Origin of the sequence: Corynebacterium aquilae DSM 44791 (assembly GCF_001941445.1) — a bacterium.
In the GTDB taxonomy this organism is placed as follows: domain Bacteria; phylum Actinomycetota; class Actinomycetes; order Mycobacteriales; family Mycobacteriaceae; genus Corynebacterium; species Corynebacterium aquilae.
Genome location: NZ_CP009245.1, coordinates 90,970 through 115,514 on the forward strand (window position 1 = coordinate 90,970; position 24,545 = coordinate 115,514).

Here is a 24,545-nt window from a genome sequence, read left to right on the forward strand (position 1 = left end):
ATGGCGTTGTTAGGGTGTCCGGCATGACCCTTACACAGCTCGCTGCGCTGCTCAGCGTGTGGGTGGCTGCGATCACCAGCCCGGGCCCGGACACGGTACAGCTGACCCGCCTGGCCGCCAACTCCCGCCGCAAGGCGGTGCTGGGCGCGCTAGGAATCATGGTCGGCAACACCCTGTGGATCGTGCTCAGCCTGGCGGGCATGTCCGCGCTGCTGGCCGCCCGACCCAGCCTCACCCACCTGCTAGAAATCGCCGGTGGGGTGGTGCTGTGCTGGATGGGGCAGGGGGCCATCCGTGGGGGAGTAGCCGCCCGAAAAACACACCAAGCCACCACTGCCACAGCCCAACCTGAAGCCCAACCGGCGCCGGCGGCGCGACCGATAAACGATCAACAAGCGTTTCGCCTGGGCCTGGTCACCAACCTGTCCAACCCCAAAGCGATCATCTTCTTCGGTGCCATCTTCGCCCAATTCCTCAGCCCCGACATGGGGGCCGCATGGACAGTCGCACTGGCACTGATCTTGATCACTACCGGGCTGATGTGGTTCGTCGGCTTCGCGGTCGCCGCCAACCTCATTGCGGCCCCGCTTGCCCGATTCGCCCCCATCATCGACATTCTCGCCGGGATCATCTTCCTCGCCGTCGGCATCACCCTGGTCGCCACCGGCATCCACGCGATGATCTGACACCAAACGCGCCACCAGGCACCACGACCAGCTACCCCCACAGCCCGCGCAGCTGTCACACCCGCTGAGTCACGGTGCGACAACTGCGCGCCTAGCGGTGTTTACAAAACCTTAAAAAGACAAAGCCGGATTCATCACAAAGGGAAGCTCCGGCTGCACCGCTAACAGCTGCGCATCCGCGGTGGCATGACCATCAGCCACCACCACCAGCTGCTTGCCCCCACACGACGTCTGCGTGGCGGCACGCAACGCCTCCCACGCATCCTGCTCACTGACCGACAACAACTCGGCGGCGCGGCGGGCCGTGATCGTGGGGTGCCGGCGCAAGTAGTACAACAACAACGCCAAACGGTGATCGAAAGCGCGATCCGCCGGCACAATATCGCGCACAATATCGACCATGCTGTCGTCGCGACGACCCGTGTCGAAAATGCACTGCACGCCCAAACCCGCACCATAAGGCACCTCAATGAGAGTCGGCGGGGCATAGCCGGCAAAAATCATGCGGTACACCATCCGGTTAATACCACTGACCTGCTTATCCAACAGGTGTAGCTCGCGGAACAAGTCGGTCAACGCCGGCGATTTCGCATCGTGGCGACCCACCGCAGTCTCCGGGGTGACATCCCCATGAAAACCACCCGGGCTGGTCACAATCAGGGCGTGCTCCGCGAAAGTGATCACGGTGGGTTCCTCCACCGACCAATCGCGGTGCACCAGGCCGTTGAGCAGCGCCTCATGGTACGCCGTCACCGGCGCCTGCGGGGCAAGATGATTCAGGTGGGATTCCACAAACTTCAACTGCTCCAGCACCGACATGTTCGGATCCGGAGTAATGGTGGTGTCATCAACCTCAACGGCGACAGCCGCGAACCCCAGCGGGCACAACAACAGCTTCCCGGCCTGAGACAAACGACCATTAGCGTGCACCGCACCGATGTGCCGGATAAACATCTGCGGGCTCATCTTCGCCAAACGGGGCCGCAAACCCCGCGCAATCACCAACGCCTCACCGCGCGCATCCTCCAAAGACGCATCACTCGGGGCCGCCATCGGATCAAACTCGGCAGAATCGCCATGCGCCTGCCACCAGGTGAAACGGTCGGTGATTTTTTCCTCACCGCCCACCCGCCAGGTAACCACCCCATGCGAATTCGACAACGGCAACCGGGACGGCGCAATCACCAAAGACACCACCCGCTGGCCACACACCTCATGCACGTTGGCATGGGCGGTAATCCGGGCGCGCTTTACACCACGCACCAAATACTCATCATCCAACTCGGTGCCAATGATCTGGCCCGTGGAATCTTCCACCCCAATGAGCAACGCGCCCCCACCCGGGGTATTAGCCACCGCGGTGGCCGCATCAATGATCACCGCCCGCGCCAGCGCATTGCGGGGATTGCCAGCAGCAATCAACACCCCAATACGCCGACCCGGCTCCTCCAGGTACGCCACCGGAACCCCGGGGTCATCCACCAGCGGAAGGTAGCCTTCGTCGGCGGCGGCAATAAGGTCAGAAATAGTCGATTCCAACTCCGCGGCGCGGAGGAACAGATCAGGGCGCATGGCTTTAAGGTTAGTCGGTGGGGCATACTAGCGAGCATGGAATTCGACGTGACAATCCGCGATGAGTCAATCAAGCTCGGCCAGTTTCTCAAACTCGCCAACCTTGTAGAGACCGGCGGGGAAGCCAAAGAGGTCCTCGCAGGCGGTCAGGTACAAGTCAACGGTGCCGAAGAAACCCGCCGAGGATTCACCCTCCACATCGGCGACACCGTCACCCTCGGCGGAACCACCGCCACCGTCGCCGCCGCCGGCGACGACGATGATTACTTTGACGAAGCCACCGCCAACGATGACTTCGACCCCGAAAAGTGGAAGAACCTTTAGGAAAAACAATGCCCGCATTTCACGCTGAGGGCGGCATGCCCTACTGGATCGACCTGCTCACCAACGATGTGGCCGCCGCCTCCGACTTCTACGCCAACATCCTCGGCTGGGAGACTGAACAAACCGCCGAAGGCTACCGGCTGGCCCGCGCCCAAGGCCTGCCCGTCGCCGGTTTCATCACCCAACCCGACGACGCTCCCACCGGCGCCACCTGGATCACCCACTTCCTCGTCGACGACATCCACGCCGCCTGCGACAAAGCCCGCGAACTTGGCGGCACCGTCACCACCGAACCCACCGACGTGCAACTCGGCACCATGGCGCTTGTACTCGACCCCGGCGACGGTTTCTTCGGCCTGATTCAAGCCCACAGCTCCGAAGCCTTCGTCTCCGGCGGGGAACCCGGCACCGCCGTCTGGCACGAATTGACCTGCACTTCCAACCTGGAGAAAACCGCCGGATTCTACGAAGAACTCTTCGGCTGGACCACTACCCACACCGACGCCGGCGACGGTTTCTCCTACGTCACCGCCATGGTCGACGGCGCACCTTTCGCCGGCATGTGGACCGGCCCGAACTTCCCCGCCGACGTGCCCAACTTCTGGCAAACCTACCTCGGGGTGAAAAGCATCGACGACACCGTCGCCGCAGTCACCAGCCACGGTGGCCGGATCCTCCGCGACCCCTGGGACAGCGAATTCGGGCGCCTCGCTCTCATCGAAGACCCCACCGGCGGCGCCATGACCATTTGCGAAGTCGAAGAACCGGTCATCGAAGCCCACGAAGGAGATCCCCTCCACGGCATCGACCTGTCCGAATTCCAGTAAAAATCCGGCTTCATACCGCCACCAAATGCCCAAGGCCACACCACCAGGTGTGGCCTTGGCTGGTTTCTACTGCTCCTCGGCGAAGCAAAAACAACGCGCACTCCAAGGGTGCGTCACTTAGATAAACCCAAAAACTCGGCGTAGCATCACCCACCATGACCGCAACTCACGCCACCGGACGGCGCGCACTGATCGCACTAGCCACCGCCGTCGCCTGCATGAGCGCCGCTACCCCCGCGCACGCACTCACCCTGCCCCCGGCGCCCGTCGCCCCGCGCACCCAAATCACCATCATTAACAACGATGGAAGCGTGTCCGCCACCCCCAACAGCGACGCGCCCGGCCCCGCCCTATCCCTAGCGAAGCTGTACCTGGGCTACTGGGTCCTCGCCCACGGTGAACTGGGGGACAAAGGCAAAGTCGTGCCGATGATCCGCTACTCGGATGACGCGATCGCCGCCGACCTAGATCACCGCTACCCGCAGGCCATCGGTGAGATCATGCGTGACTTTGGGCTGGTTCACAGCCACCCCGGCTCGGGGTGGGGATTCGCCACCACGTCAACGTCGGACGTGGCACGTTTCCTCAACGCAGTGCGCACCGATCCGGTGGCAGCCCCCATGATTCAGGCCATGGCCACCGCCGCGCCGGTCGCCGCCGACGGCTACCACCAGAACTACGGCACCTCCCGCATCCCGGGCGTGTGGGCCACCAAATACGGCTGGTCCGATAACGGTGACACCAACGCCACCGCCAGCATCGGCCCCGACTACGTCATCGTCGCCCGCACCTACGGCCCCGCCAACCAGCTCACCAGCGATCTGGGAGGGCTAATCAGTGTGCTGCCAGCCCCGGCGCCCGCCGCGCCACAGGCATCGCAAACCCTGACCATGCCCTGGTTCTTCGGCACCACCCCCGCCGTGACCGGTGAAACCATCCACCAGCGCACCGAATGCGCGGACCCGCTGGGGCTGCGCATGCTGCTGCCCGCCCAAGCACTGGTGCCCACCTTCATCGCGAACCTGCTGCCGCAGTGTTAACCATCCAAGGCCCTCGAGGGCCGAATATCTGGGATTGATCCGGGGCAAGATGCTGCCGTTGCTGAAGTTTCCGGAATGCTTCGCGAATGGAAACTGCCGATCCTCGTGCCCCTGGTGCCATACCAATTACTTTTAATGGTTGCTGCATTCATGCGTAGGACTCAGGTGAACTAAGGCGGCCGATGAGCTTTCGCGTAGGTGAATCTCTGAGACAGTTAATGTGGACTCTTCTGTCCCGATCTCGCGTACATGGTTCCTAAAACCAGAACTTAAACAATGGACAAGGGTGGCAAGGTGAAGGAATCGACCAATTCTAAGGCTGTGTGGCATCAGCTCGGGGCAGTGCTGATGATTATTGCGTTGTCCACTGATAACGGAGTTTCGCCGCTTGTTGGTTCTGTCCTTGAGTCCAAGGGACTAACAGGACTACTCGGAACCCCCATCTACCTTATGGGGCTGGCAGTCGGGCTAATCATTGCGTTCTATTCTCGGATCTTGTCCGTTCGAGATTTGGCAATAATTATGCCTCTCGTTGTGCTTTTTTCCTGGGGAACTGTTGGTGCTGAAGCAGCCTGGGCTGTAGGGATATGCAGACTGTTATTCGGAATCTGCGCAGGCATCATTCTCGGTGGATTCCTCCCGCTGGCGAAATCTACATCGGATCCTGACACCTTCCGTCGCATCGTTGCGCTGTGGCCATTTGCTGGAGGAGTGGCGTCTCTCGTAGTCCCACTGTATGTTCGCCTGCCATTGTTTTCCTCCCATGTGCGCATGCTGTGGCTTGTTGCGCCAGCGATTCTTCTCTTAGGCGTAGGACTTTTTACCGCAACTGCACGTCAAAGGGCAGATACCCCAAGTCGGCCGGTAGTTTCCGCCACTTCTGGGCACAAACAGCAGAAGGGGCACTGGCAGTATTTTGCGCTGAGTCCCGCGATGTTCGTCGGTGTCTTCGCGTCGCTCGTCGCCGCCAGTTCCGCTTTGGTAGCTTCCGGGGCGACGCTGTCAACATCTGCTTTGCCACCGAGTTTTCTTGCCGCTGGAATGATTGCGACGTCAATTATGGTTTCGGTTTTTCACTTAAGGCTATCGCTGGTTCCACTTATGAAAACCGTGGCGGTATGCGGTCTGGGTGTCATCGCATGCGTTGCTGTTGCCATTTCAACTTCGTCCGTCATAGCTGTTCTGGCTGCTCTATTGGTTCTGGGGGTTGTTTTCGGGTTCGCTGTAATGATTCCGGGATTGTATGTCGGCACAATTACGAGTCCCGGATTTGCAAAAAAGGTTTCGTCTGGCTTGATGCTTGGACAGCAAGCTGCTGCGGCGGTGGGGGCAGCGCTTGCGGTTGCAGTGGGCGCAAAAGCTGTTTTTGGCCTTGCTGTGGTGATTGCGCTCATCGCGGTGTCCCTGCTGAGTAAAAAAGTGAGAACATAGCCGCCTGTAGCTTTGAGCTGCTTTGGCGGAATCTATCCGTTTACGATGAGGAGAAAAATATGCAGGCGCCAGATTTCGCTGTGAACGATCATTCAGGTGTAAACAGTGGGGATGACTCGAAGGCATATGAGAATAGCCGTGAAGCTCTCTGCACACTGCTGGATAACTCGGGTCTGCCCCCCGGGGGCGTAGTTGCAATACGTAATCTCGTCCCTGATGTACATGCAGCGACGTTAGCTGAACTTTGGTCACGTGATCTCGTCCCCGCCATACTCGATCCTCATCTTCCAGAAATGCTGCAGCCTGCTCTCCTCACTGAGCTTTGCCCAGCAGCTGTTCTCACGTGGACGACCTCGCAGTCGGAGTCAGCCGGATCTGTGCAACCGCGTCCATTGCTGGATTTGGCAGCTCAAGATTGCCAGCCCCGGATTTTCGGGCGGGCAACACCGTTTGCTTCAGCAAGAGACAATGACATTCCGGCGTACATCGCCTACACGTCCGGCTCAACTGGGACGCCTAAGGGGGTCGTCATCGGCCGGCGTGCGTTCAGGTCTTTTGTTCAATCGACGTGTGATTTGTACGAGTTGACCTCAGCGGATCGTCGATTGTTGCTGTCCAATCCAGCCTTTGACCTAGCCATGGAGCAAGTGGGCACTTCTCTCCACGTTGGTTGCCGGTTGATACCAGCTAATTCGGGACTTATCGCAACGGACCCATTTGCTCTGGCTGCCGAGGTTTGTGCCAGCGGAATCACTGTTCTGAGTCTGCCCACGGGTGTTTTCAACGCTGTTGGAGTGGCTTTGGATACCGATAGTTCCGCAGCGGCAGCATTTTATGAGTCTTCCGTGCGACTTGTGATGGCTGGTGGTGAAGCCCCCGATCCTGCTGCCATCCGTGGTTGGGCCACAGCGCTACCGGAAGCACGGCTGCTCAATGGTTATGGTCCGACCGAATGCACGATTGTGACTTCGTATGGCGATCTTGTCCCAGACGAACCCATTACCGTTGGTGCTCCACTTCCCGGTGTGAGCTATAGCCTGCGAGACGGTGAGCTCATCATTGGTGGAGTACAGGTAGGGCTTGGTTACCTAGGAAGTCGCGTCGGTGGTTTCGCATCAGATACCGGGGATACCTATGCCACGGGAGATGCTGCTCGAGTGCTTGCCGATGGTCGGTGGGTCATCGAGGGTCGACGCGACCGCATGCTCAAAGTATCCGGATATCGTGTCGACCCGACCACGGTGGAAGAGATCGCGACCGCCGTGGAAGGGGTGAGCGCCGCTCATGTTGTGCGTGTTGATGGCGCATTGGGCTGTCTTATTGTTCCTGACACCACACGCAGATCTGAATCCGCAACAAAAGACACCAGCGGTAATAAGGAAATGCTCAAGAGGAAGGTCAGTGATCGTTTCGAGGTAGAGCTTCCCTGGTACGCGGTACCTCGGCTGTTGGGCGTCGCCAGCGAAATCCCCCTAACAGGTCGAGGCAAGCGCGACACTGAAGCGACTGCGAGTCTGCTAAAAAATCTTGTTTGTAGCGTAAAGGGGGGCCCTGACAGCACAGCTGAGGATCTCGGCTCCGCTGTGACTGAGATCTGGAGGCGATATGTAGGTGATCCGGAGGATCTGCGCAGCTTTACGGAATCCGGAGCAGACTCACTCACTGCTGTTTCGGTGCGGGGGGATCTTCTCGAAAAGCTCGATGTCGATGTTCCCTTGCCGGTGATCATCGGTGGCAATGTAAGGGATCTCATTGATGCTTCTCACCGGGTCCGTGCTGGGGTACATGCGGGGCATTTATCGTCAGGTCAAGGACTCGTGCGACTGCGCGGGGCGTCACAAGGCGATCAATCTGCCAAGAACGTGCAGTGGGTGTTTTTGCCTCCGATGTCGGGGGCTGTTACGAGGTACCTACGTTTGTCTCGGTTGCTGCCGGATTCCCATCAGGTCAGCGCATGTGAGACTGCGAGGGCGGATCTAGAAGGCGGCTTCGCAACGGTGGTTTCCGCAATGTCGGACGCAATTGCTGCAGAAATTCCGTTTGATGCAGACTTGCGTCTCTCTGGGTTCTCCCTCGGTGGAGTCTATGCACGGGCGGTAGCTGTCGAGCTCGCTTCCCGGGGATTCACCCGTTGTTCGGCCTATCTCATCGACCCGCCCGATCCTAGTGGCCATGTTACCTCGGAAAGGACGGCGTTCCTCGTATTCGCCCAGGTAGGGCTGGCTATACCTGGTGATGGTGCGCGCTTTCTTCGTGGCCCTGCAGCCACCGGCAAGGTTTCCGAAGTGCGGGGAGAAGACATCGACTGGCATGAACTACTCACTGCTGCTGTGGCCACAGGAATGGCTACGTTCAATGAAGGAACTCAAACTCTGCGTGATGCGTGGGAGGTTTATCGTCTTAATGCTTCGATTCTCAGCTCCTGCGACGCAGATAACCTTGTTGGACAGCTTCCCCCAACGCGAATCCTTGTAGGCGCAACCGGGGAAGATATCGGTTACGACGGCGCCGTCGCAGAGCGAGGGGAGAAAACACAGGCAAAAATCGAGCCTGTAGCGCCGAGTGGAGCCTGGTCCAAGATTTGTCCGGCAGCAACATTTGATCGACTTGGTGTAGATCATTTCGCCCTTTTAGATCCTCCTCATGACGTTGCCGTAGCTCAGTGGCTTACTGGAAACGTGGAGCCATCGACTCCCGGGACTGCCTGAAGAAGACGCAAAAAGTCTTTGATGCTTACCCCGCTAGTTTATGAATCTATGCCCCGTCTGTACTGAGCAACCCAGTGACAGCAGGTAAATCGATGTGTAATTGGATTTCCATGCTTGATGTGGATTTCGACTTGGAATCGATCATTCACATTCGACGGGCGCTCTAAAGCACACACCACTCCTGGGGATTTTCTAGGCGACTAGGCCAAGTCGCGAATAAAGGCCGCTGCGTCTGCCAGTCGTGCGCGCGCTACCTCCGGGGTCAAGATCAGGTGCGTTGCCGGATACACATGCACCTTGTGCGCATGAGCCTCTACCGTCTCGTGGCGGGGCACTCGCTCGTCCTGCTCGCCAACCAGCACACACGTCGCAGGCCACGTTGAGACCGCCTGCTCAGATGTATCGATAGCGAAAGGCGCTGCCACCAGCTTCGACTCCGTGGCCATCGTCGGACGCGACAACACCAAACCATCCAGCGCATGGGCGTGTGCTGCTACCAACACCGCGCCGGCAGAAGCACCCAAACCAACCACGGTGCGATCCGGGTAGGTCTCCCGCACCCACTCAATCACCCGGCCGACAGCGTCGACCTGCTCGGCGATATCGATTCCAATGCGCACCGGATAATCCACATCCACCACCACGGCACCACTAGCCTCCGCGAGGGCTGCCACCACCGGCAACCACGCCATCTCGCGGGCCTGCCCACCGCCACGCACAAAGGCCCCGCCATGAGCGCACACCACCACCGGCGCATCAGCAGCGCACTGCGCCGGAGTGATGACCGTGCCGAAATCCTGCTCCTCCACCCGCAGTTGCGGGCTCAACCGCGACCCCGGCCACGAATGATCCCGCGCCGCCCCCAACATCATCATCGCCGCATGCACCAAACGATCCGGCAGACGCGCAGCCCACGCATCAAACTCATCCGCCAATGCCTGTGCTTCCTCCACACAGTCAGCCTCCGTTGGATTCTTCGGCGCCGGATGATGCTGCTCCACATACCAGCGCAGCTGCTCCAACTGCTCCACATCACTCAACGCATGGTCGGTGCCCCCGACATGGAAATCGCGGCCAGTGGCCTCATCGTGAACAACATCAGGCTGGTGCTCGTCGGATACGGGACGAGAAGAAGAAGTAGTCATAATGCCTCATAGGCTACCGGGCGAACTGACCACGAGATGAACCCCAGTAAGTTGTGTACTCGCACAGCGCGAAGCCCAACGCCACCACAGGGCGGAAATAAACAAGACAAAAACCTGGGCTAGATGTCTGGCACGCACCGATTGCTCAGCCCCCGCCCGGTGTGCTGACATCATCGTTTTCGTTCAAGTGTCATCCTCACAGGCCATGACCCTGGATATGACTGGGGGTGCGATCATTGAGCCCAGCTGTTGCCCAAAACCCCAAGGGGCCGAGCACCCACATCGCAGAGTGTGTTGCGGGTGCGGGGCATTTTCCCCAGATCGTCGACTCCCATGTGGACGTTGCTTGGATCTTCGCCGACGGTGAGCGCTAGCTTTCGGTGGGGTAGAGATAACCAGCCGCGGAAAGACCATTAGCTCCTGTGGCCGAAAATCTTTACTCCGGGTGGTGAATCACCACCGCATTATCCGGGCCCACATCCACCCCAGCAGACGCAAGCCGCGTCGTCACCGCAATCACCGCCTCATCCAAGGCGCTGACGGTATCCAACTGCTGCGAACCAGACCAGAAGCGCACCTCCATCGTCGCAATGCCATCCTCAACTCCCCGCAACACCGCCACCGGCGCAGGATTCGACAACACCGCATCCAAACCATCCAGCGCCTCAACCGCGATGCGGCGCGCCCGCTCATAATCCTCCACCCGACGAATCCGCACCGTAAACGACGTACGAATCCACTCATGGCGGTTTTGCACCGTCACCACCGAAGAATGCAACGTGCCATTGGGCACCAACACCTGCCGGCCATCAAAGGTGCGAATCGTCGTCGTCGACAAATTAATGTCCGTGATCGTGCCGGCGACCTCATCCATTTTCACCTGATCGCCCACCATCGGAGTCTGGCGCATCAAAATCACCAAACCCGCAAACATGTTGCCCAACACCGTCTGGAACGCAATACCGGCAGCCACCGACACCACGCCCAAACCACCAATGATGTTCACCGGGCGGATCGACGGAAACACCACCGTCAAAGCGCCACCAACCCCGATCGCCACCACCACCCACCACGCCAGCTGGCCAAACACCCGCGACGAGGTCTCCGTGCGATGGGTCACCCCGATCAAAAACTTCGGCAACAGCCAACGAATCAGCCACGCCACCGCCAGCGCAACCACCACAATCGCCACACCGCGAACCGCGGAATCCACCGTCACCGAAGGCACACCAGGAACAGAAGAAAACTGCAAGACAACCACCAAATCAGCCACAAAAAATCAGCACAGCACAGTCCTATTCACCATACCGGCCACAACCTGCCGCCCCCAGTCCAGCACGGCCCACCAAAAGCGCAAGGCGGGAGCCAGCCAACCGAGGCCAACTCCCGCCCCAATCACCCCACCCAAGCGCGAATAGATGCGCTCTTTAGCGGTAGATGATTACCAAATGCGGACGCGATCTTCTGCAGGGATCGCCATCGCCCCCACCTCGAAGGTGTCGTAGAAATCATCAATGTTCGCCGCAATCACATTGCAGCGGAACTCCGCCGGGGAGTGCGGGTCAATCGACAACAACTGCGCTGCCATCTCCGGGCGAGTCTTCGAACGCCACACCCGCGCCCAGTTCGAGAAGAACTCCTTCAAATCAGCATCTTCACCGGCGAAGTTCTTGTACGCCACCAGTGCGATACCCAAACCGCCCAGGTCACCAATGTTTTCTCCCAGGGTGAAGCGGCCATTGACGCCCTTAGAGTCAGTTCCCTCCAAGCAGGAGGGGACCAAACCATCAAACTGGTCGACCAGCTTCGCGGTCAGCTGCTCAAACGCGGCCCGATCCTCGTCAGTCCACCAGGAATTCAACATGCCATCACCGTCATAGCGGCTGCCCTGATCATCGAAACCGTGACCAATCTCGTGGCCAATCACCGCACCGATGCCACCAAAGTTCGCCGCATCGCTAGCCTGAGGGGAATAGAACGGGGCCTGCAAAATAGCGGCCGGGAACGTGATGCCGTTGGTGTTCGGGCTGTAATAGGCGTTGACCGTCTGCGGAGTCATGTGCCACTCACTCGGGTCGCTGGGCTGACCAATCTTGCCCACCCCATAGTCATGGTTGAAGGCATGGCACACACGCTCGCACTCCACCAAAGACATCTGATCAGTGATGGTCAGCTCACTAAAGTCGCGCCACTTATCCGGGTAGCCCACGTTCGGGGTGAACTTGGCCAGCTTGTCCAAAGCCTTCTGCTTGGTCTCCTCAGTCATCCACTCCAAGCTGCGGATGCGCTCGTTGTAGGCGCCCAGCAAGTAATCCACCAGGCGCATCATCTCCGCCTTGTGGGTCGGCGGGAAGTGATCCACCACGTACAGCTTGCCGATCTCCTCACCGACGTGCTGCTCCGCGAAACCCACCGCACGCTTCCACCGGGCGCGCTGCTCCTGCGCACCACTGAGCCGGGTGCCATAGAAATCGAAGTTCGCCTTCGAGATCTCATCAGACAAAAGGTGAGCCCGGCTGCCCAGCACCTGCCACACGCTCCACAGCTTCATCTGCTCCAGATCCTCAAGGGACTGCAAAGCCTCCAAGAAGCTGGGGGTGCGGTTGATGATTTTGCCGTGCGCGCCGGCCGCTGTGAGGAAAGCGCGGGCGCGCGCCGGGAGTTCTTCCACGGTGGTGGGGTTGTAGCTCTTGATGGCGTCGCGGGTGTCTTCTTTATCCCAGTGGTGGCTGGCCAGCTCGGATTCAAACTGCACGATCTTTGCGGCAGCTTTGTCGGCGGCGTCCGCCTCGGCGAAGTCCGGCAGGAAGCGCAGCATGCGTGCGACGTGCTGCTCGTAGTCGGCGAGGATTTCGGGGGTGGAGGTGTAGTACTCCTTTTCCGGCAGGCCGAGCCCGGACTGGTAGACGAAGGCGACATCATTGGTGCCCTGGGCGTCCTTGGTGACGTAGAACCCTAGCGGGCCGGCAACGCCGGTGCGGTCCAGCTCGCCGTGGACGCGAAACAGTTCATCGATGCTGTCGGCGGCGGCGATGGCCTGCAGGTCAGGATCCAAATCGTCGATCGTGCCGCGCTGGTTGAGGAACTTTGCAAACAGGGTGCCACCCAGGCCGGTGTCCTTCTTCAACAACTCGTGAACGGCCTTCTCGGACTCGTCACGCAGCTCGTAGAAAGCGCCGTCGCTGGAGCGGTCTGCGGGGATTTCGTGGGTGTCTAGCCAGTGGCCATTAATTTCGCGATATAGATCATCCATGCCTCCCACATTAGGGTGTGTGTCATGTATCGGTTGAAACCACAGGTGACTTACCCCAGATGGGCTGCGTTGATCGGTGGCGTCGCGCTGCTGCTCGCGGGCCCAAACCTCCTGGCGAGCACCATGCCCGAACCCGCTGATCAGCCCCTGATGATGGGCTACGAGTCCACCGATCCGGACAGCAGCGTCGACATGGGTTTGCGGTGCCAGCTGGAGGACATGGGCATGTACCAAAACTACGACTGTGGTGACACCATCGTGCAGACCCTCATGACCTCAAGTTTGCCGCAGGATCCGGACAAGGCGATGCGCCGCATGCAGCGCGCCCTGAGCATCGAAAGCGCCGGCCCGATGCGCTGGACCCACGGGCTGCTCACCCAGAATGTGGTGGCCGACGGGGTGACCGGAAAAGCCGTCAAGGGAGTGGCAGTCGCGGTGTTTCGTGAGGACTCTATGTGGCTATGGGTCTCTTTCGGCACCCAGGCCACCATGTACGCCTCCTATGCGGCGGGCATCTTGGGCGATGACTCCGTGCCCGATGGGCACTTGCCGCAAGTTTTGATCGATGCGGGCGCCCATTCCGAGGCCGCAATCGCCCAGCAAGCCGAGCAGCCGCAGCCAGGCGATGCGCCAGCAGCCCCGGAACAGCCGCCACTGGCGCCCGCGCCCACCCTGCCGGATCCGGAAACCGGCCGCTTAGGCGACGGGGAACTGGAGGACGGCAACGGCGAGCAAGCGCCGGAGCTTGAGGAGCCGGAGCTGCCCCTTCCTGAGGTCCCCATTCCAGTGCCGGTGCCCAATTAGTGCCCGCCGGTGACCTGTGAGGCCTACTAAAAAGAAAAACTGAGTGAAAAGCTGACTATGACTGCTTCGAAATCCTTTGACCAGACCCAGCCGGTGGCGGAACCGCCCGCCGTTGCGTCGTGGGTGGGCGGCAATCTGCCCAGCATGCCTGCCCGCAAAACCGTGGGCGAGTATTTGCTGCTGGGCACGGTTGCGGTGCTGTTGCTTGGTGGGGTGGGCCTGGTGGCTTTCGTACTGTTGGGCCAGGTGCTTGAGGTACCGGACATTGGGGCACTATCGCTGTTGTTCGTGGTGGCCTATGTGGTGGTGCTCTACCTGGTGACGTTTCGTTTTCCGGGTTTTCGTCCCCGCTACGCGCTCTACGGATGGCTGTGGGGTGCGCTGGCGTGCATGGTGCTGGTGACTGCCGGCGGTGACGCTTGGGCGCGGATCACGTCGTCGCTGGGATGGCAGCCGGTGGCCTACTCTTTCGCCGGCGCCTACCCCGAAGAAATCGCCAAAGGTTTTGGGGTGGTGATCCTGCTGTGGCTGTATGGGCGCCGCCCGTGGGAGGGCATGATCTACGGCATGTGGGTGGGCCTCGGCTTTGAGGTGGTGGAAAACTACCTCTACGGCATGAGCGGCGCTTTGTTCGACGTGGACTCCGACGTGCACGGGGTGTTGTGGTCGTGGATGCTGCGCACGGTGGCAGGCCCAGGGCTGCACGTGGTGTTCGTCGGTTTCGTGGGGCTAGGTATCGGCGAGGTGCTGCTGGGGGATAAGTCGAAATGGTTCTATGTGCTGTTCGGCGTGTTTGGGCACTTTGTGTGGAATCTGCAGTGGGATCTGTTTTATCTCAGTTTGGGCGCGGTGGCGGTGGTGCTGTACCCGACGTTTATTTACCTGTTTGTCTCCCGGTGGAAGCAGGCGCGTGCTGATGTGGGGCGGACCTATATGCATCAGTACTTCGGCGCGTGAAAACCCCCGGGTGGTAAATGACAAGCGTGTAAGGTTACCCCCGCTTTGTGCCTGGTCAGTGGGGTTGGCGCCGGTGCGCGCCGGTGCGCTGCGGTGCGGGCTGTAGTGGTTTGACCTGCGGTGATGGGGTTGTGGGGTGGGGGTTTGTTGCCGGGTTGGGGTGGGGGTCGGTGTCTTGGTGCGTGATGTGACCTAAAACTCGTGACAGATGGTGCGCGTGTTAAAGATGTGATTGATGTGAATATCCTGTAGCCTGGCCGGCATGAAGTTCAGAAGGATCGCGGCCATTGTCTTGACCACCGCCCTCGTTGTACCCGGCTACACCTACGTCGCTGACGCTTTCGGCGTCAACGCACCCAGCGGCGTCGATGTGTCCACCTGGCAGCACCCAGGGGATCAGCCCATCAACTGGCATGCGGTGAAGGCGGACGGCCAATCCTTCGCCATCATCAAGGCCACCGAGGGCCTTGGCTACGTCAATAAGCACTTCGCGGAAGACTCCCGCGCAGCCGCCGAAGCCGGCCTGCTGGTCGGCAGCTACCACATGGGCCGCGCCACCAGCGACCCGCGCCTGCAGGCCGCGGAGTACGCAGCGGTGCTGCGCACCCAACCCCAGCCGAGCCTGCCGCCGGTGCTCGACATCGAGTACAACGATGGTGTCTCCCCCGCCGGGATGCAGGCCTGGATCCGCGCCTTCGTCGACGAGCTGCGCTCCCTGACCGGGCGCACCCCGGTGATCTACACCTACCGCTACTTCTGGGAAAACGAAGTCGGAAACACCACCGAGTTCAACGACCTGCCCCTGTGGCTGGCCGCCTACCAGTCCGCCCCGCCGACCGTGCTGCCCGGTGGCTGGGACTACATGACCATGTGGCAGCGCACCGGCTCCGGGCGCGTCAGCGGCATCCCGGTCGATACCGACATGAACCTGTTCAACGGCACCGACAGCCAACTGCAGGACTTCGTCGCCGGCACCCAACTCAACCTCACCCCGGTCGACGTTCCCGGCATCGATGAGCTGGCCGCCTTCGGCCAGGCAAACCCGAAGCTGGTCGGCGCCATCCTCGCCGCCGCCGCAGGTGTCGTCGCCGTCGGCACCATCCTCACCGTCGCCCGCGACATGGGCATCGACATCGGCCCCGCCCAAGCCCTAGTCGAAACCGTCCAGCAGCTCATCGCCGAAGGCAAACTGCCCGTCGGCGACCTGCAGAACATGCTCGCCAACGGCACCTACTCCGTCGGCGACCTGATCATCCTGCTGGAAAACGTCGCGAAGTTCGCCGGCTAAACAAAGCCCCCGTCCTTCTAAACTCACAAAAGCCCTCCAGGGATCCCCTGGAGGGCTTTGCCATGCCCACCCCACACACGGCCCAAACACTCTCCATCACGGCCCGGTGCCCCCACACCCCAGGGCGCGCTAGGCTTTAAGCCCACCCAGGCACAACACCCCCACCCACCCCGGTTAAGCACCGCCGTGCCGTCCCAAGACGAAACACCCTGAGCACATGATTCAAAAAGACATGCCCACCCTCATCTTCGGCAGAGTCGTCCTCCAATCACACTTAACGGGGACAGACCTGTTGATCTTCGCCGAAGATTTTAATTCCTACTATTTTCGCACCGACCCCGCTGCCGAACTAGCGGTACCACTTCAGGACCTTCCCAAACAGTTTCCCGAAGGGCACCTGGAGGCGATGATCAAACAAATCTTTAAAACAGCGCGCCACGAACTCGACGCCTCCTACGACGGTGGCTACGAGCAAGCCTGCGCCGACCTTAAGGCATGGATTTCCAACCCCGACAGATAACCCCCCACCGGGCAGCTTCAGGGGCGCACATACGCAAGCAGCCGACCCCGAAACCGGGATCGGCTGCACGCTTTGGGGGTGACCCCTTAGAACGCCAGGACTAGTCCTTGTTGTCGTCGGAGATCTTCATCGGGCCAGGGTTCCACCAACCGGTCCGCGTGATGTCTTCAACGGTGATTTCGGCCTGCTCCGGGGTCACGCCACGGGAGTTGGTGCGCAAGCGGTAGCGCTCCAGGGAACCCCAGTCGCGACCCCAGTCATCCTTGAGGTAAGCCGGAACCTCAACGGAGGTATTGATCGCCTCGGCGATACCCATCACGCCACCACCGGCGTAGTCCTGCCAGGGCGAGAGGGTGACCTTGCCGGCGTGGTCCGGGGAGATACGGAACTGCGGGGCCTCAGCCACGCCCACATAGTGATCGAAGGGGCGCTGGCAGGGGAACTGCAGGGCGACCGACCAGTCCAGCAGGCCCGGCTGCTCACTGCCGACTACCTCGTTGAGGGACTTCAGCGTCGGCACGCGCGGCGGGGTAAACGCCAACCACTGCTCCGGGTCGAGGGAGTTATCCACCGCCTTGATGCGCACCACGTTGGCGTCCTCGGGGAGGCGATCCAGCGGGAAGCGCAGGTTGCGCCAGCTCGGGGACGGCCCAATATCCAGCGGCTCCAACTGGCCCTCATTGGTGATGGAGGAACCATTCTTCGTGGCGTACTCCAACACCAGCTTCTGACCGTTTTGGTACACGCCGTTGATGTCGTGGTGCTCAATACGGCCGGCGGCGCTGACAATCACCAGCGGCGCATCCTCAGAGCGTGCCGGCAGCTCGTACCAGGAAGTAATCGCCTCGGCGGGGAACTGGGGGCCCTCAGTGTAGGAGCCCAGCATCGGCACCTTCTTGTAGTCCAGGTCGAAGGGCAGGTTCGCGATGGAACCATTCACACCGGCCTCGCGGCGCAAACCACCGGTGGTGCCGGTGTCCTGGCCGGAGGTGTCTCCGCTGGCGGTGTCATCATCGGTGGCGCCCGCAATGGAACCAGCAGACGCCCCGGACGTATCCACCCCGGTGGTGTCAATGAAGCTAGGCACATTGTTCGGGCCGAAACCGCGCACCTCATCCGACTCCAGCGAATCGCCCAAGCTGATGCCATCGATGGGGGTGAGGAAAGAGTCGTTGGTGTTGGTTTCCACCATCGCATCGTTGGCCAGGTTGCAGGAATTACCGGCCAGGGCGCGCACGTTACCAAGCCCCACCGAGTAGGCGGGGTACATGGCGACGAAGCCCTTACCCAGGCTGAGCATGTCGAACACCACCACCAGCGCCAGCACCACGGTGATCGGGGCGGACAGCACCCCGTTGAAACGCATAGAGCGCTTGACCTTGTGGCCGGTCTGATCGGCGACGTCCTTCTGGAAGGACTGGAAGGCACCGAATGCCAGCACCACCAGGGCGATCAGCAGCATCACATTAGTGGCCTCAACGTGGCGGTACTGGATGGTCTTATCCCACCACGGCACACCGAAGGAGGAGATGTACCACCAGCCGTTGATGCCGGCCAAGCTGATGGCCAGCACGAACAGGGTGGCGCCGATGAACAGGGTGCGGTTGCGGGCCGATTTCACCGCGATCGCGCTGACGGACACCGCCGCCAAGGCGGCCAGGCCGGCGCCGATGCCGGCGTACACGCCGAAGTGGTGCGACCACTTCGTCGGGGTGAACATCATGAAGAACATGGTGCCGAAGAACACCATCATCAGCCGGTTGGACGGGCCCACGGCCGCGCCCGGCACCCGGCCGTTGCGCAGCACCGTGGCCAGCACGATCGCCAGGCAGAAGAACATCATCAGCACGGCGAAGCGGCGCGGGAAGGAGCCGTCGACGTTCTGGGTCATCAGGGTCTCGTAGCGAACCCACTCGTCGTACCACACCAGCGAGGGGCCCTTGGCGGAGCGCACCCGGATACTTTCCAGCACGGTCGCCAGGGTCTGGTCGCCGAACACAGCCATGAGGATGGCGGTGCCGGACGCCAAAAACGGCGCGCACATGGCCAGCACCGACCAGGAGCCCACTAGCTCGCGGCGGCGCACCACGATGCGGATCAGGCTCGACAGGCCAGCCAACAGGGCAGCCACTGCCATCAGGCCGGTCGGGCCGGCACCCAGGGAGATGGTGGCGATGATGACGCCGATGGCGGCGGGCAGCAGTCGGGAGGTGGCGATGGCGCGTTCGATCGACACCCAGGTCAACAGCGCACCCATGGCGATGACCGGCTCCGGGCGCAGGCCGTTGTTGTACACCATCCAGAAACCCAGGAAGGAGAACACCGCGGTCCACTGCGCCAGCGGGCGGGCGGCAATCTTTTGCCCCAGGCGGGGCAGCACCTCGCGGGAGATGATCAGCCAGGTGATCACGGCGGCGACCAATTCCGGCAGGCGCATAAACACGCTGGAGGTGCTGATCTGGGCCATCACGCCCAGCAGGTCGTAGTAGGGGGCGCCGAAGGGGGATTCCGGCACGCCGAACCAGCGGTAGTAGTTCGCCATGTATTCGGCATGGTGGCTGACCCGGGCCATGGTCAACAGGTAGCCATCGTCGGAGGTGTTGGCGCCGAAGATGTACCAGTAGCCCAAGCCGCCGAAGACCGCCAGGTCCACGGCGCGCGGCTTGTACCAGCCGGGCGGCAGCATCCGCTTGGTGGTGCGCCCATCAAGCACATCCATGCGGTGCAAAGCCCACAGCGAAATCACCGTCAGCAGGGTGCCCAGGAACATGGCCCCGTACTTGATCAGCGAGGGGGAAGAGGTGAAGCGGGAGTTGATCTCCACATGGGCGCTCAGCCCCGCCTGCTTGGCGGCAGCCACGTCGGACAGTTCGGTGTAGATGCCGGTGAACTGCGGGCGCTCATCGCTGTCGACGCTGCCCTCGAAGTTGGTGCCATCGATGGTGATGGTGGTGGCTTCGTGGGAGGAGGAGATGTGCATGACGGAGCCGGCCGGCAGGTTCTCCAGCTGATTTTTCGTCAGCTCGAAGGGCACCTTGTCGCGGGCGACGACGTCGAGACCCCCGTCGGACACGCGCACGAACAGGCCACGGGTGGTGGCGTCTTTACTGTCCGGCGGCAGGGTACCGAACACCATGGTTTGTCCCGGGTTGAGCTGGCCCGGGGGCAGCGGGATGTCTGCCTCAATGTTTTCCGGAACATAGGAGATCAGCGGGGCGCTGATGCTGCCCATGTTTTCCTGCGGCCAGTCGATGCTGGACTGGTGTTGCACCACGGGAAGAAAGGGGGTCAACACAAACAGCAGGAAACCCGCTATGCCACTGAAAATGGCCACAAATTTGATCTTGGGCAAGCTCACCGAGGGTCCTTCATATGACATACGTACTCGTCGGATCGCCGACTGTTCACCATTTTTCAGGGCACGCAAAACGCCCCGGGGTGAAAAGCCGGGAAATTCATCCCCTCTACAATCTCACGTCCACACCGAAAGCCACGAACCTGCGGCGCGAGTCGGAGCGAAAATCACAGTTTTTGGGTGTTGTGCCCTTGGGCTGTGGGGCATCGGCGTGTGGTGGCGCGGGGGAAGGGGGCTAGCGTTTTTTGGTGACGACGATGAAGGGGCCGATTTGTTTTTCGGTCCACCCTTCGAAGGCGTCGGGGTTGAAGTAGATGCCGCGGAAACGCACGTTGGGATTGTTGGGGTAGAGGTCTTCGGCGAGGTCGTACTTGAAGTCGCGGAAGATGAAGACCTCCGGCGGCTGCCAGTCGAGTTCTTCTAGCCCCTTGTTGAAGGCGCCGGCGCCGTCCCAGGAGGCTTCGGCGAGGTTTTCGATCGCGAGGTTGCGTTTGTCGAATTCGCCGAGCGGGTTGGCGTAGTGGGAGGTAAACGCCTGGAATCCCCGGTAGGGGTAGAAGGACATGAAGTTTTGTTCGTCGGTGAGCACCACGGTACTGCCCGGCTCGAAGCCTAGACCGGTGAGGTAGTTGTTGATTTCGGGGTAGAACTTGCCGGAGTCCGCGGGGTAGCGGTCGGCGCGTTCGCCGTAGCCGTCGGTGTCGGTGTAGGCCAGGTCGATGGCGTCGGCGTTTTTGTTGGGGATGTTTTGGGCGTAGGAGATGCCGCCGAGCGAGAGCAGCGACACCATGATGAAGGTGATGGCGCGGCTGACGCGGGGGCTGATCATGTGGGGGTAGAAGTAGTCGAATCCGACCATGCGCATTTCGGCTATGGCGAACACGCCGGCGGTGGCCAGCTGCAGGGCGATGATGACGTCGAGGCGGAATCCGAGCAGGGTGCCGCCGGCGAGGGTGGCGATCATGGAGGCGATGACCCAGGCGTAGAACACGATCAGGGAGATGCCCATGGCGCGCACGTCGCGGTCTTGGGAGCGCACGACGAGGAAGATGAATCCCAGCAGGCACAGCACGCCCAGCATGGACAGGGAGAACATCGGCAGCGGGATTTGGGTGCCGCTGGGTGGGAGGTAGTGGGTGGCGGAGGCCCCGGAGCGGGGGCGGCCTTGGAGGACGGCCCACAGGTAGGGTCCCCACACAATCAGGGCGATCAGCCCGGAGGCGACGCCGATGAAGATCAGTCGGATGATGGGGGCCAGGGAGCGTTCGACGAACACTGCGGTGGCGGCGGCCACCGCGACGACCGACATGGCGACCACCGCGGTGAATAGGGTGTACATGCTGGCGGAGATCCCGAGGAACAGGATGATGCCGAGCATGGACAGGCGCGCCCCGGAAAGGGCGCGGCGGCCGAGCACGGTGGCGGCGGGGGCGCCGAGCGCGATGACGGCGGCGTAGGGCTCGTCGGAGCTCATCACCAGCACCACGGAGGTGGTCACTAGGGCGACAGCGGTGGCGACGGGCAGGCTGCCGCACAGGCGCTGCCAGACGGGGACGAGCATGCAGCCGACGGCGGCGATGCTGACCAGGGCCCAGGGTTGGAATACTTCCCAGCCGGGGATGCCGAGCAGGTTCGCTAGGCGGCCGCCCATCCAGAACCAGGCGGCCGGATAGTAGGACGGCATGTCGATGTAGTTCATGTCCGTCAGGGCCGTGGTGTTGGCCATGTGGGTCAAGAACTGGGAGCGGAATCCCTGGTCGACGGTCACGCCGTCCATGTAGAGCCGGGTTGCGGCGAGCGGGATGGCGGTGGTGGTGACCACCAGGCCCGCGGGGGAGAGGTAGAACACCAGGTAGCTGATCCAGCGCCGCCAGCGGGGGATGGAGCCGCCGAGGTAGGCGACGACCAGCCACATGACGGTGAGGATGAGCAGCACGGTGGTGCCGGTGGCGACGGCGCGGGACAGCTGCGAGCCGCCGAAGGCCGGCATGTGGGTGTGGCGCAGGATAAGCCATGCGATGAGCGTGGCGAGGCCACCGCCGAAACCGGCCGCGAAGATGCCCAACAGTGAGCGGCCGGCGCTCCACACGTCGTCCGTGTACTCCTCGGCGAGCGGCAAGAATCCATTAGCGGTGTGAGACTCTTGCGGGCTGTCGGTCTCGCTGTCCCGCTTGATTCGGTTCGGCATTGTCGGGCACAAACTCCTAGATAGGCAACTTGCGCATGATAGCGCGCGGGATGTGCTGAAGCACCATCGCGACGTACTGGAAGGCGGGGTGGACCCAGACGACGTCCTTGCCGTCGGCGACGGCCTTGACGACGGCTTTGGCCACGTCGTCGCGGTCGACGGTCAGGGGGGCGTCTTTGAGGCCGTCGGTCATTTTGGTGCGGACCTGGCCGGGGCGCACCACGAGGACGCGGACTCCGGTGCCGCGCAGCGCTTCGCCGAGCTGGGTGTAGAAACCGTCGAAGCCGGCCTTGGTGGAGCCGTAGACGAAGTTGGAGCGGCGCACCTTCACGCCAGCCACCGAGCTCATGGCGACGATGGTGCCGTGGCCTTGGCGTTTCATCAGCTGTCCCAGCAGCGTGCCGACCGATACGGCGCCGGTGTAGTTCAGCTGCGCGGAGGCTACTGCTTTTTGCTGGTCCTGCCAGAGTTCTTCGTTGTCGCCGAGGGAGCCGAAGGCCACGATGGCGACGTCGATGTCGCGTTCGAAGGCGGCGCCGAGCACCTGGGGGTGGGAGTCGAAGTCGGTGGCGTCGAAGTCGATGGTTTCCACGGTGATGCCGCGGCTTTCGAGTTCGGCGGTGGCTTCCTGCACGCGGGGGGAGGATTGGCGGGCGGCGAGGATGACGCGCTCGGGGGAGAATTCGGCGGCGATGGCGCGGCCGATGTCGCTGGTGCCGCCGAGTAGCAGCACGGTGTTGGGTTTTCCTACTGCGTTGAGCATCTAAGGATCACACTCCTTGGGGGTGGTGAGGGCCGTGGGTGGGCCCTGGTGAAAAGTTTTTGGGCGTCTTGTGAGGTGGGCGAGGGGTGTGGTTTTTGTGGTGCCCCTGATTGTCCCCCATCGGGGCGAAGTTGTTGAGGTTTTTCGCCGCGTCTGGGGGAGCCCGTGTGGGTTAGCGCAGTTCGAGGCGGCGCGACATGTCGGAGGCGAAGACCCCGTTGGGGTCGATGGCGTTGCGGGTGTCGAGCCAGCCTTGCATGCCGGGGTACATCTGGTGGAAGGCTTGCGCGGAGGTGCGGGATTCTTTGGCCAGGTAGAGGCGGCCGCCGAATTCCATGACGCGGCGGTCGAGGTCTTCGAGGAATTCGCGCAGTCCGGGCTTGATGGGGAAGTCGACGCAGACGTTCCAGCCGGGCATGGGGAAGGACAGGGGTGCGCGGTTGCCTTCGCCGAACAGTTTGAACACGTTCAGTGCGCTGTAGTGGCCGGAGGCTTGGATGTCGCGGATGATGTCCTTGAAGGGTTCGACGGCTTCGCGCGGCACGATGAACTGGTATTGCAGGAAGCCCTTTTTGCCGTAGCCGCGGTTCCATTCGCCGATCAGGTCGAGCGGCTGGTAGAACTGCGTGAGGTTTTGCACCTTGTTTTTGTATTCGCCGGACTTGAGCCACCACAGTTCACCGACGGCGATCATGGATAGCTTGTTCATGGTGAAGTTGGGGAAGATGTCCGGCACGGTGACCAGCTGGGGGGCGTTGAACTTGAGGGGTTCTTTGGCCAGTTTGGGGGCGAGTTCTTCCAGTTGGGCCAGGGTGGCCAGGGAGCCGCGGGAGATGGCGGCGCGGCCGAGTTTCGGCTCGGGCGAGATGGCGTCGAACCAGGCGGAGGAGTAGGTGTAGTTGGATTCGGAGCCGTCGGAGTGGAACTCGATGGTGGCGTCCAGGTTGGGGGTGAGGTCGCCGTCGGCGATGAAGTAGGCGGTTTCCGTGCGGGTCATTTTGATTTTGGCGCGCAGGATGATGCCGGTCAGCCCCATGCCGCCGACGGTGGCCCAGAACAGGGAGCCGTCGGGGTCGTCGGTGCTGCCTTCGGGTTCGAGGTGGAGGACGCGCCCGTCGGCGACGAGCAGTTCCATGGAGACCACGTGGTTGCCGAAGGAGCCGGCGGAGTGGTGGTTTTTGCCGTGGATGTCGGGGCCGATGGCGCCGCCGATGGTGACTTGGCGGGTGCCGGGCAGGACGGGGACCCACAGCCCGTAGGGCAGGGCGGCTTTCATCAGCTGGTCGAGGGTGACGCCACCGTCGACGTCGACGATGGCGTTGGCTTCGTCGATGGAGTGGATGGTGTTCAGGGTCGTCATGTCGACGACGAGGCCGCCGGCGTTTTGGGCGGGGTCGCCGTAGGAGCGGCCCATGCCGCGGGCGATGATGCCGCGGTGGTAGCCGGATTCTTTTTGCTCAGCGACGGAGGTCACTGCCTTGATGACGTCTTCGGGGTCGTGGGGGCGCAGCACGTCGGCGGTGGACGGTGCGGTGCGCCCCCAGCCGGTCAGGCGTTCGGGTGCGACGTTGAGACCGTGGAAGGTGTTGGTCATGAGTTTTCGTTACTCCTCGTGTTTCCCGTCGCCCGCCAACCGTTTTCGCGGGGCGCGATCCGGTGGAGAAAAATGTCGCAGTCGGCTTGA

General features: G+C 61.7%; 19 protein-coding genes. 11 read left to right on the forward strand and 8 right to left on the reverse strand.

Features of this window, described 5'->3' with window-relative positions; all coding sequences use genetic code 11:
- The first annotated feature begins 23 nt into the window (after positions 1–23).
- Positions 24–686, forward strand: coding sequence for a LysE family transporter (locus CAQU_RS00325; RefSeq protein ID WP_075724237.1), 663 nt, complete (start codon positions 24–26; stop codon positions 684–686).
- A 111-nt stretch (positions 687–797) separates the two neighbouring features.
- On the opposite strand, the gene CAQU_RS00330 is transcribed toward CAQU_RS00325, so the two are convergent.
- On the reverse strand, positions 798–2,258 hold the full coding sequence (locus CAQU_RS00330) for a DUF5635 domain-containing protein (RefSeq protein ID WP_075724239.1): 1,461 nt from the start codon (positions 2,256–2,258) through the stop codon (positions 798–800).
- Positions 2,259–2,294: 36 nt separating this feature from the next.
- Here CAQU_RS00330 and CAQU_RS00335 point away from each other — a divergent pair, with 36 nt between their 5' ends.
- The 5 genes from CAQU_RS00335 to CAQU_RS00355 all read left to right on the forward strand — a co-directional run bounded on the left by CAQU_RS00335 (position 2,295) and on the right by CAQU_RS00355 (position 8,588).
- Positions 2,295–2,582: an RNA-binding S4 domain-containing protein gene (locus CAQU_RS00335; protein WP_075724241.1), complete on the forward strand. Its 288-nt coding sequence runs from the start codon at positions 2,295–2,297 to the stop codon at positions 2,580–2,582.
- Between the two features lie 8 nt (positions 2,583–2,590).
- Positions 2,591–3,409, forward strand: a complete 819-nt coding sequence (locus CAQU_RS00340) for a VOC family protein (protein WP_075724243.1) — start codon at positions 2,591–2,593, stop codon at positions 3,407–3,409.
- A gap of 155 nt (positions 3,410–3,564) precedes the next feature.
- Positions 3,565–4,449, forward strand: a complete 885-nt coding sequence (locus CAQU_RS00345; RefSeq protein ID WP_075724245.1) for a hypothetical protein — start codon at positions 3,565–3,567, stop codon at positions 4,447–4,449.
- Positions 4,450–4,743: 294 nt separating this feature from the next.
- Positions 4,744–5,880 (forward strand): hypothetical protein, encoded by a 1,137-nt coding sequence (locus CAQU_RS00350; RefSeq protein ID WP_157108829.1) that lies wholly within the window; start codon positions 4,744–4,746, stop codon positions 5,878–5,880.
- A 59-nt stretch (positions 5,881–5,939) separates the two neighbouring features.
- A complete protein-coding gene (locus CAQU_RS00355) occupies positions 5,940–8,588 on the forward strand; it encodes an AMP-binding protein (protein ID WP_075724249.1) in 2,649 nt (882 codons plus the stop codon).
- A gap of 200 nt (positions 8,589–8,788) precedes the next feature.
- On the opposite strand, the gene CAQU_RS00360 is transcribed toward CAQU_RS00355, so the two are convergent.
- A complete protein-coding gene (locus CAQU_RS00360; protein WP_075724251.1) occupies positions 8,789–9,733 on the reverse strand; it encodes an alpha/beta hydrolase in 945 nt (314 codons plus the stop codon).
- Between the two features lie 236 nt (positions 9,734–9,969).
- On the opposite strand from CAQU_RS00360, the gene CAQU_RS12525 reads away from it, so the two are divergent.
- Positions 9,970–10,107, forward strand: coding sequence for a hypothetical protein (locus CAQU_RS12525; protein WP_157108830.1), 138 nt, complete (start codon positions 9,970–9,972; stop codon positions 10,105–10,107).
- 62 nt (positions 10,108–10,169) lie between these two features.
- Here the strand turns inward: CAQU_RS12525 and CAQU_RS00365 are convergent, their stop codons facing one another.
- Positions 10,170–10,985 (reverse strand): mechanosensitive ion channel family protein, encoded by an 816-nt coding sequence (locus tag CAQU_RS00365; protein WP_169836011.1) that lies wholly within the window; start codon positions 10,983–10,985, stop codon positions 10,170–10,172.
- Positions 10,986–11,174: 189 nt separating this feature from the next.
- A complete protein-coding gene (locus CAQU_RS00375; protein ID WP_075724257.1) occupies positions 11,175–12,986 on the reverse strand; it encodes a M13 family metallopeptidase in 1,812 nt (603 codons plus the stop codon).
- A gap of 45 nt (positions 12,987–13,031) precedes the next feature.
- Between CAQU_RS00375 and CAQU_RS00380 the strand changes: the two genes are divergently transcribed.
- The 4 genes from CAQU_RS00380 to CAQU_RS00395 all read left to right on the forward strand — a co-directional run bounded on the left by CAQU_RS00380 (position 13,032) and on the right by CAQU_RS00395 (position 16,555).
- A complete protein-coding gene (locus tag CAQU_RS00380; protein ID WP_157108831.1) occupies positions 13,032–13,790 on the forward strand; it encodes a hypothetical protein in 759 nt (252 codons plus the stop codon).
- Positions 13,791–13,847: 57 nt separating this feature from the next.
- A complete protein-coding gene (locus CAQU_RS00385) occupies positions 13,848–14,747 on the forward strand; it encodes a PrsW family intramembrane metalloprotease (protein WP_084562623.1) in 900 nt (299 codons plus the stop codon).
- Between the two features lie 262 nt (positions 14,748–15,009).
- Positions 15,010–16,035: a glycoside hydrolase family 25 protein gene (locus CAQU_RS00390; RefSeq protein WP_075724261.1), complete on the forward strand. Its 1,026-nt coding sequence runs from the start codon at positions 15,010–15,012 to the stop codon at positions 16,033–16,035.
- 217 nt (positions 16,036–16,252) lie between these two features.
- Complete coding sequence (locus tag CAQU_RS00395) at positions 16,253–16,555, forward strand: hypothetical protein (RefSeq protein ID WP_075724263.1); 303 nt, start codon at positions 16,253–16,255, stop codon at positions 16,553–16,555.
- Positions 16,556–16,655: 100 nt separating this feature from the next.
- Here the strand turns inward: CAQU_RS00395 and CAQU_RS00400 are convergent, their stop codons facing one another.
- The 4 genes from CAQU_RS00400 to dprE1 all read right to left on the reverse strand — a co-directional run bounded on the left by CAQU_RS00400 (position 16,656) and on the right by dprE1 (position 24,455).
- Positions 16,656–19,934, reverse strand: coding sequence for an arabinosyltransferase domain-containing protein (locus CAQU_RS00400; RefSeq protein WP_075724265.1), 3,279 nt, complete (start codon positions 19,932–19,934; stop codon positions 16,656–16,658).
- A 211-nt stretch (positions 19,935–20,145) separates the two neighbouring features.
- Complete coding sequence (locus tag CAQU_RS00405) at positions 20,146–22,098, reverse strand: galactan 5-O-arabinofuranosyltransferase (RefSeq protein ID WP_084562625.1); 1,953 nt, start codon at positions 22,096–22,098, stop codon at positions 20,146–20,148.
- Between the two features lie 16 nt (positions 22,099–22,114).
- Positions 22,115–22,861: a decaprenylphospho-beta-D-erythro-pentofuranosid-2-ulose 2-reductase gene (dprE2, locus tag CAQU_RS00410; protein ID WP_075724267.1), complete on the reverse strand. Its 747-nt coding sequence runs from the start codon at positions 22,859–22,861 to the stop codon at positions 22,115–22,117.
- A gap of 172 nt (positions 22,862–23,033) precedes the next feature.
- Positions 23,034–24,455 (reverse strand): decaprenylphosphoryl-beta-D-ribose oxidase, encoded by a 1,422-nt coding sequence (gene dprE1, locus CAQU_RS00415; RefSeq protein WP_075724269.1) that lies wholly within the window; start codon positions 24,453–24,455, stop codon positions 23,034–23,036.
- Between the last annotated feature and the right edge of the window lie 90 nt (positions 24,456–24,545).

Coding starts and splice junctions, on each gene's coding strand:
- CAQU_RS00375 (WP_075724257.1), bottom strand. CDS start 12,986: ATGGATGATCTATATCGCGAAATTAATGGCCACTGGCTAGACACCCAC.
- CAQU_RS00385 (WP_084562623.1), top strand. CDS start 13,848: ATGACTGCTTCGAAATCCTTTGACCAGACCCAGCCGGTGGCGGAACCG.
- CAQU_RS00340 (WP_075724243.1), top strand. CDS start 2,591: ATGCCCGCATTTCACGCTGAGGGCGGCATGCCCTACTGGATCGACCTG.
- CAQU_RS00335 (WP_075724241.1), top strand. CDS start 2,295: ATGGAATTCGACGTGACAATCCGCGATGAGTCAATCAAGCTCGGCCAG.
- CAQU_RS00390 (WP_075724261.1), top strand. CDS start 15,010: ATGAAGTTCAGAAGGATCGCGGCCATTGTCTTGACCACCGCCCTCGTT.
- CAQU_RS00345 (WP_075724245.1), top strand. CDS start 3,565: ATGACCGCAACTCACGCCACCGGACGGCGCGCACTGATCGCACTAGCC.
- dprE2 (WP_075724267.1), bottom strand. CDS start 22,861: ATGCTCAACGCAGTAGGAAAACCCAACACCGTGCTGCTACTCGGCGGC.
- CAQU_RS00405 (WP_084562625.1), bottom strand. CDS start 22,098: ATGCCGAACCGAATCAAGCGGGACAGCGAGACCGACAGCCCGCAAGAG.
- CAQU_RS00395 (WP_075724263.1), top strand. CDS start 16,253: ATGATTCAAAAAGACATGCCCACCCTCATCTTCGGCAGAGTCGTCCTC.
- dprE1 (WP_075724269.1), bottom strand. CDS start 24,455: ATGACCAACACCTTCCACGGTCTCAACGTCGCACCCGAACGCCTGACC.
- CAQU_RS00325 (WP_075724237.1), top strand. CDS start 24: ATGACCCTTACACAGCTCGCTGCGCTGCTCAGCGTGTGGGTGGCTGCG.
- CAQU_RS00355 (WP_075724249.1), top strand. CDS start 5,940: ATGCAGGCGCCAGATTTCGCTGTGAACGATCATTCAGGTGTAAACAGT.
- CAQU_RS00360 (WP_075724251.1), bottom strand. CDS start 9,733: ATGACTACTTCTTCTTCTCGTCCCGTATCCGACGAGCACCAGCCTGAT.
- CAQU_RS00400 (WP_075724265.1), bottom strand. CDS start 19,934: ATGTCATATGAAGGACCCTCGGTGAGCTTGCCCAAGATCAAATTTGTG.
- CAQU_RS00330 (WP_075724239.1), bottom strand. CDS start 2,258: ATGCGCCCTGATCTGTTCCTCCGCGCCGCGGAGTTGGAATCGACTATT.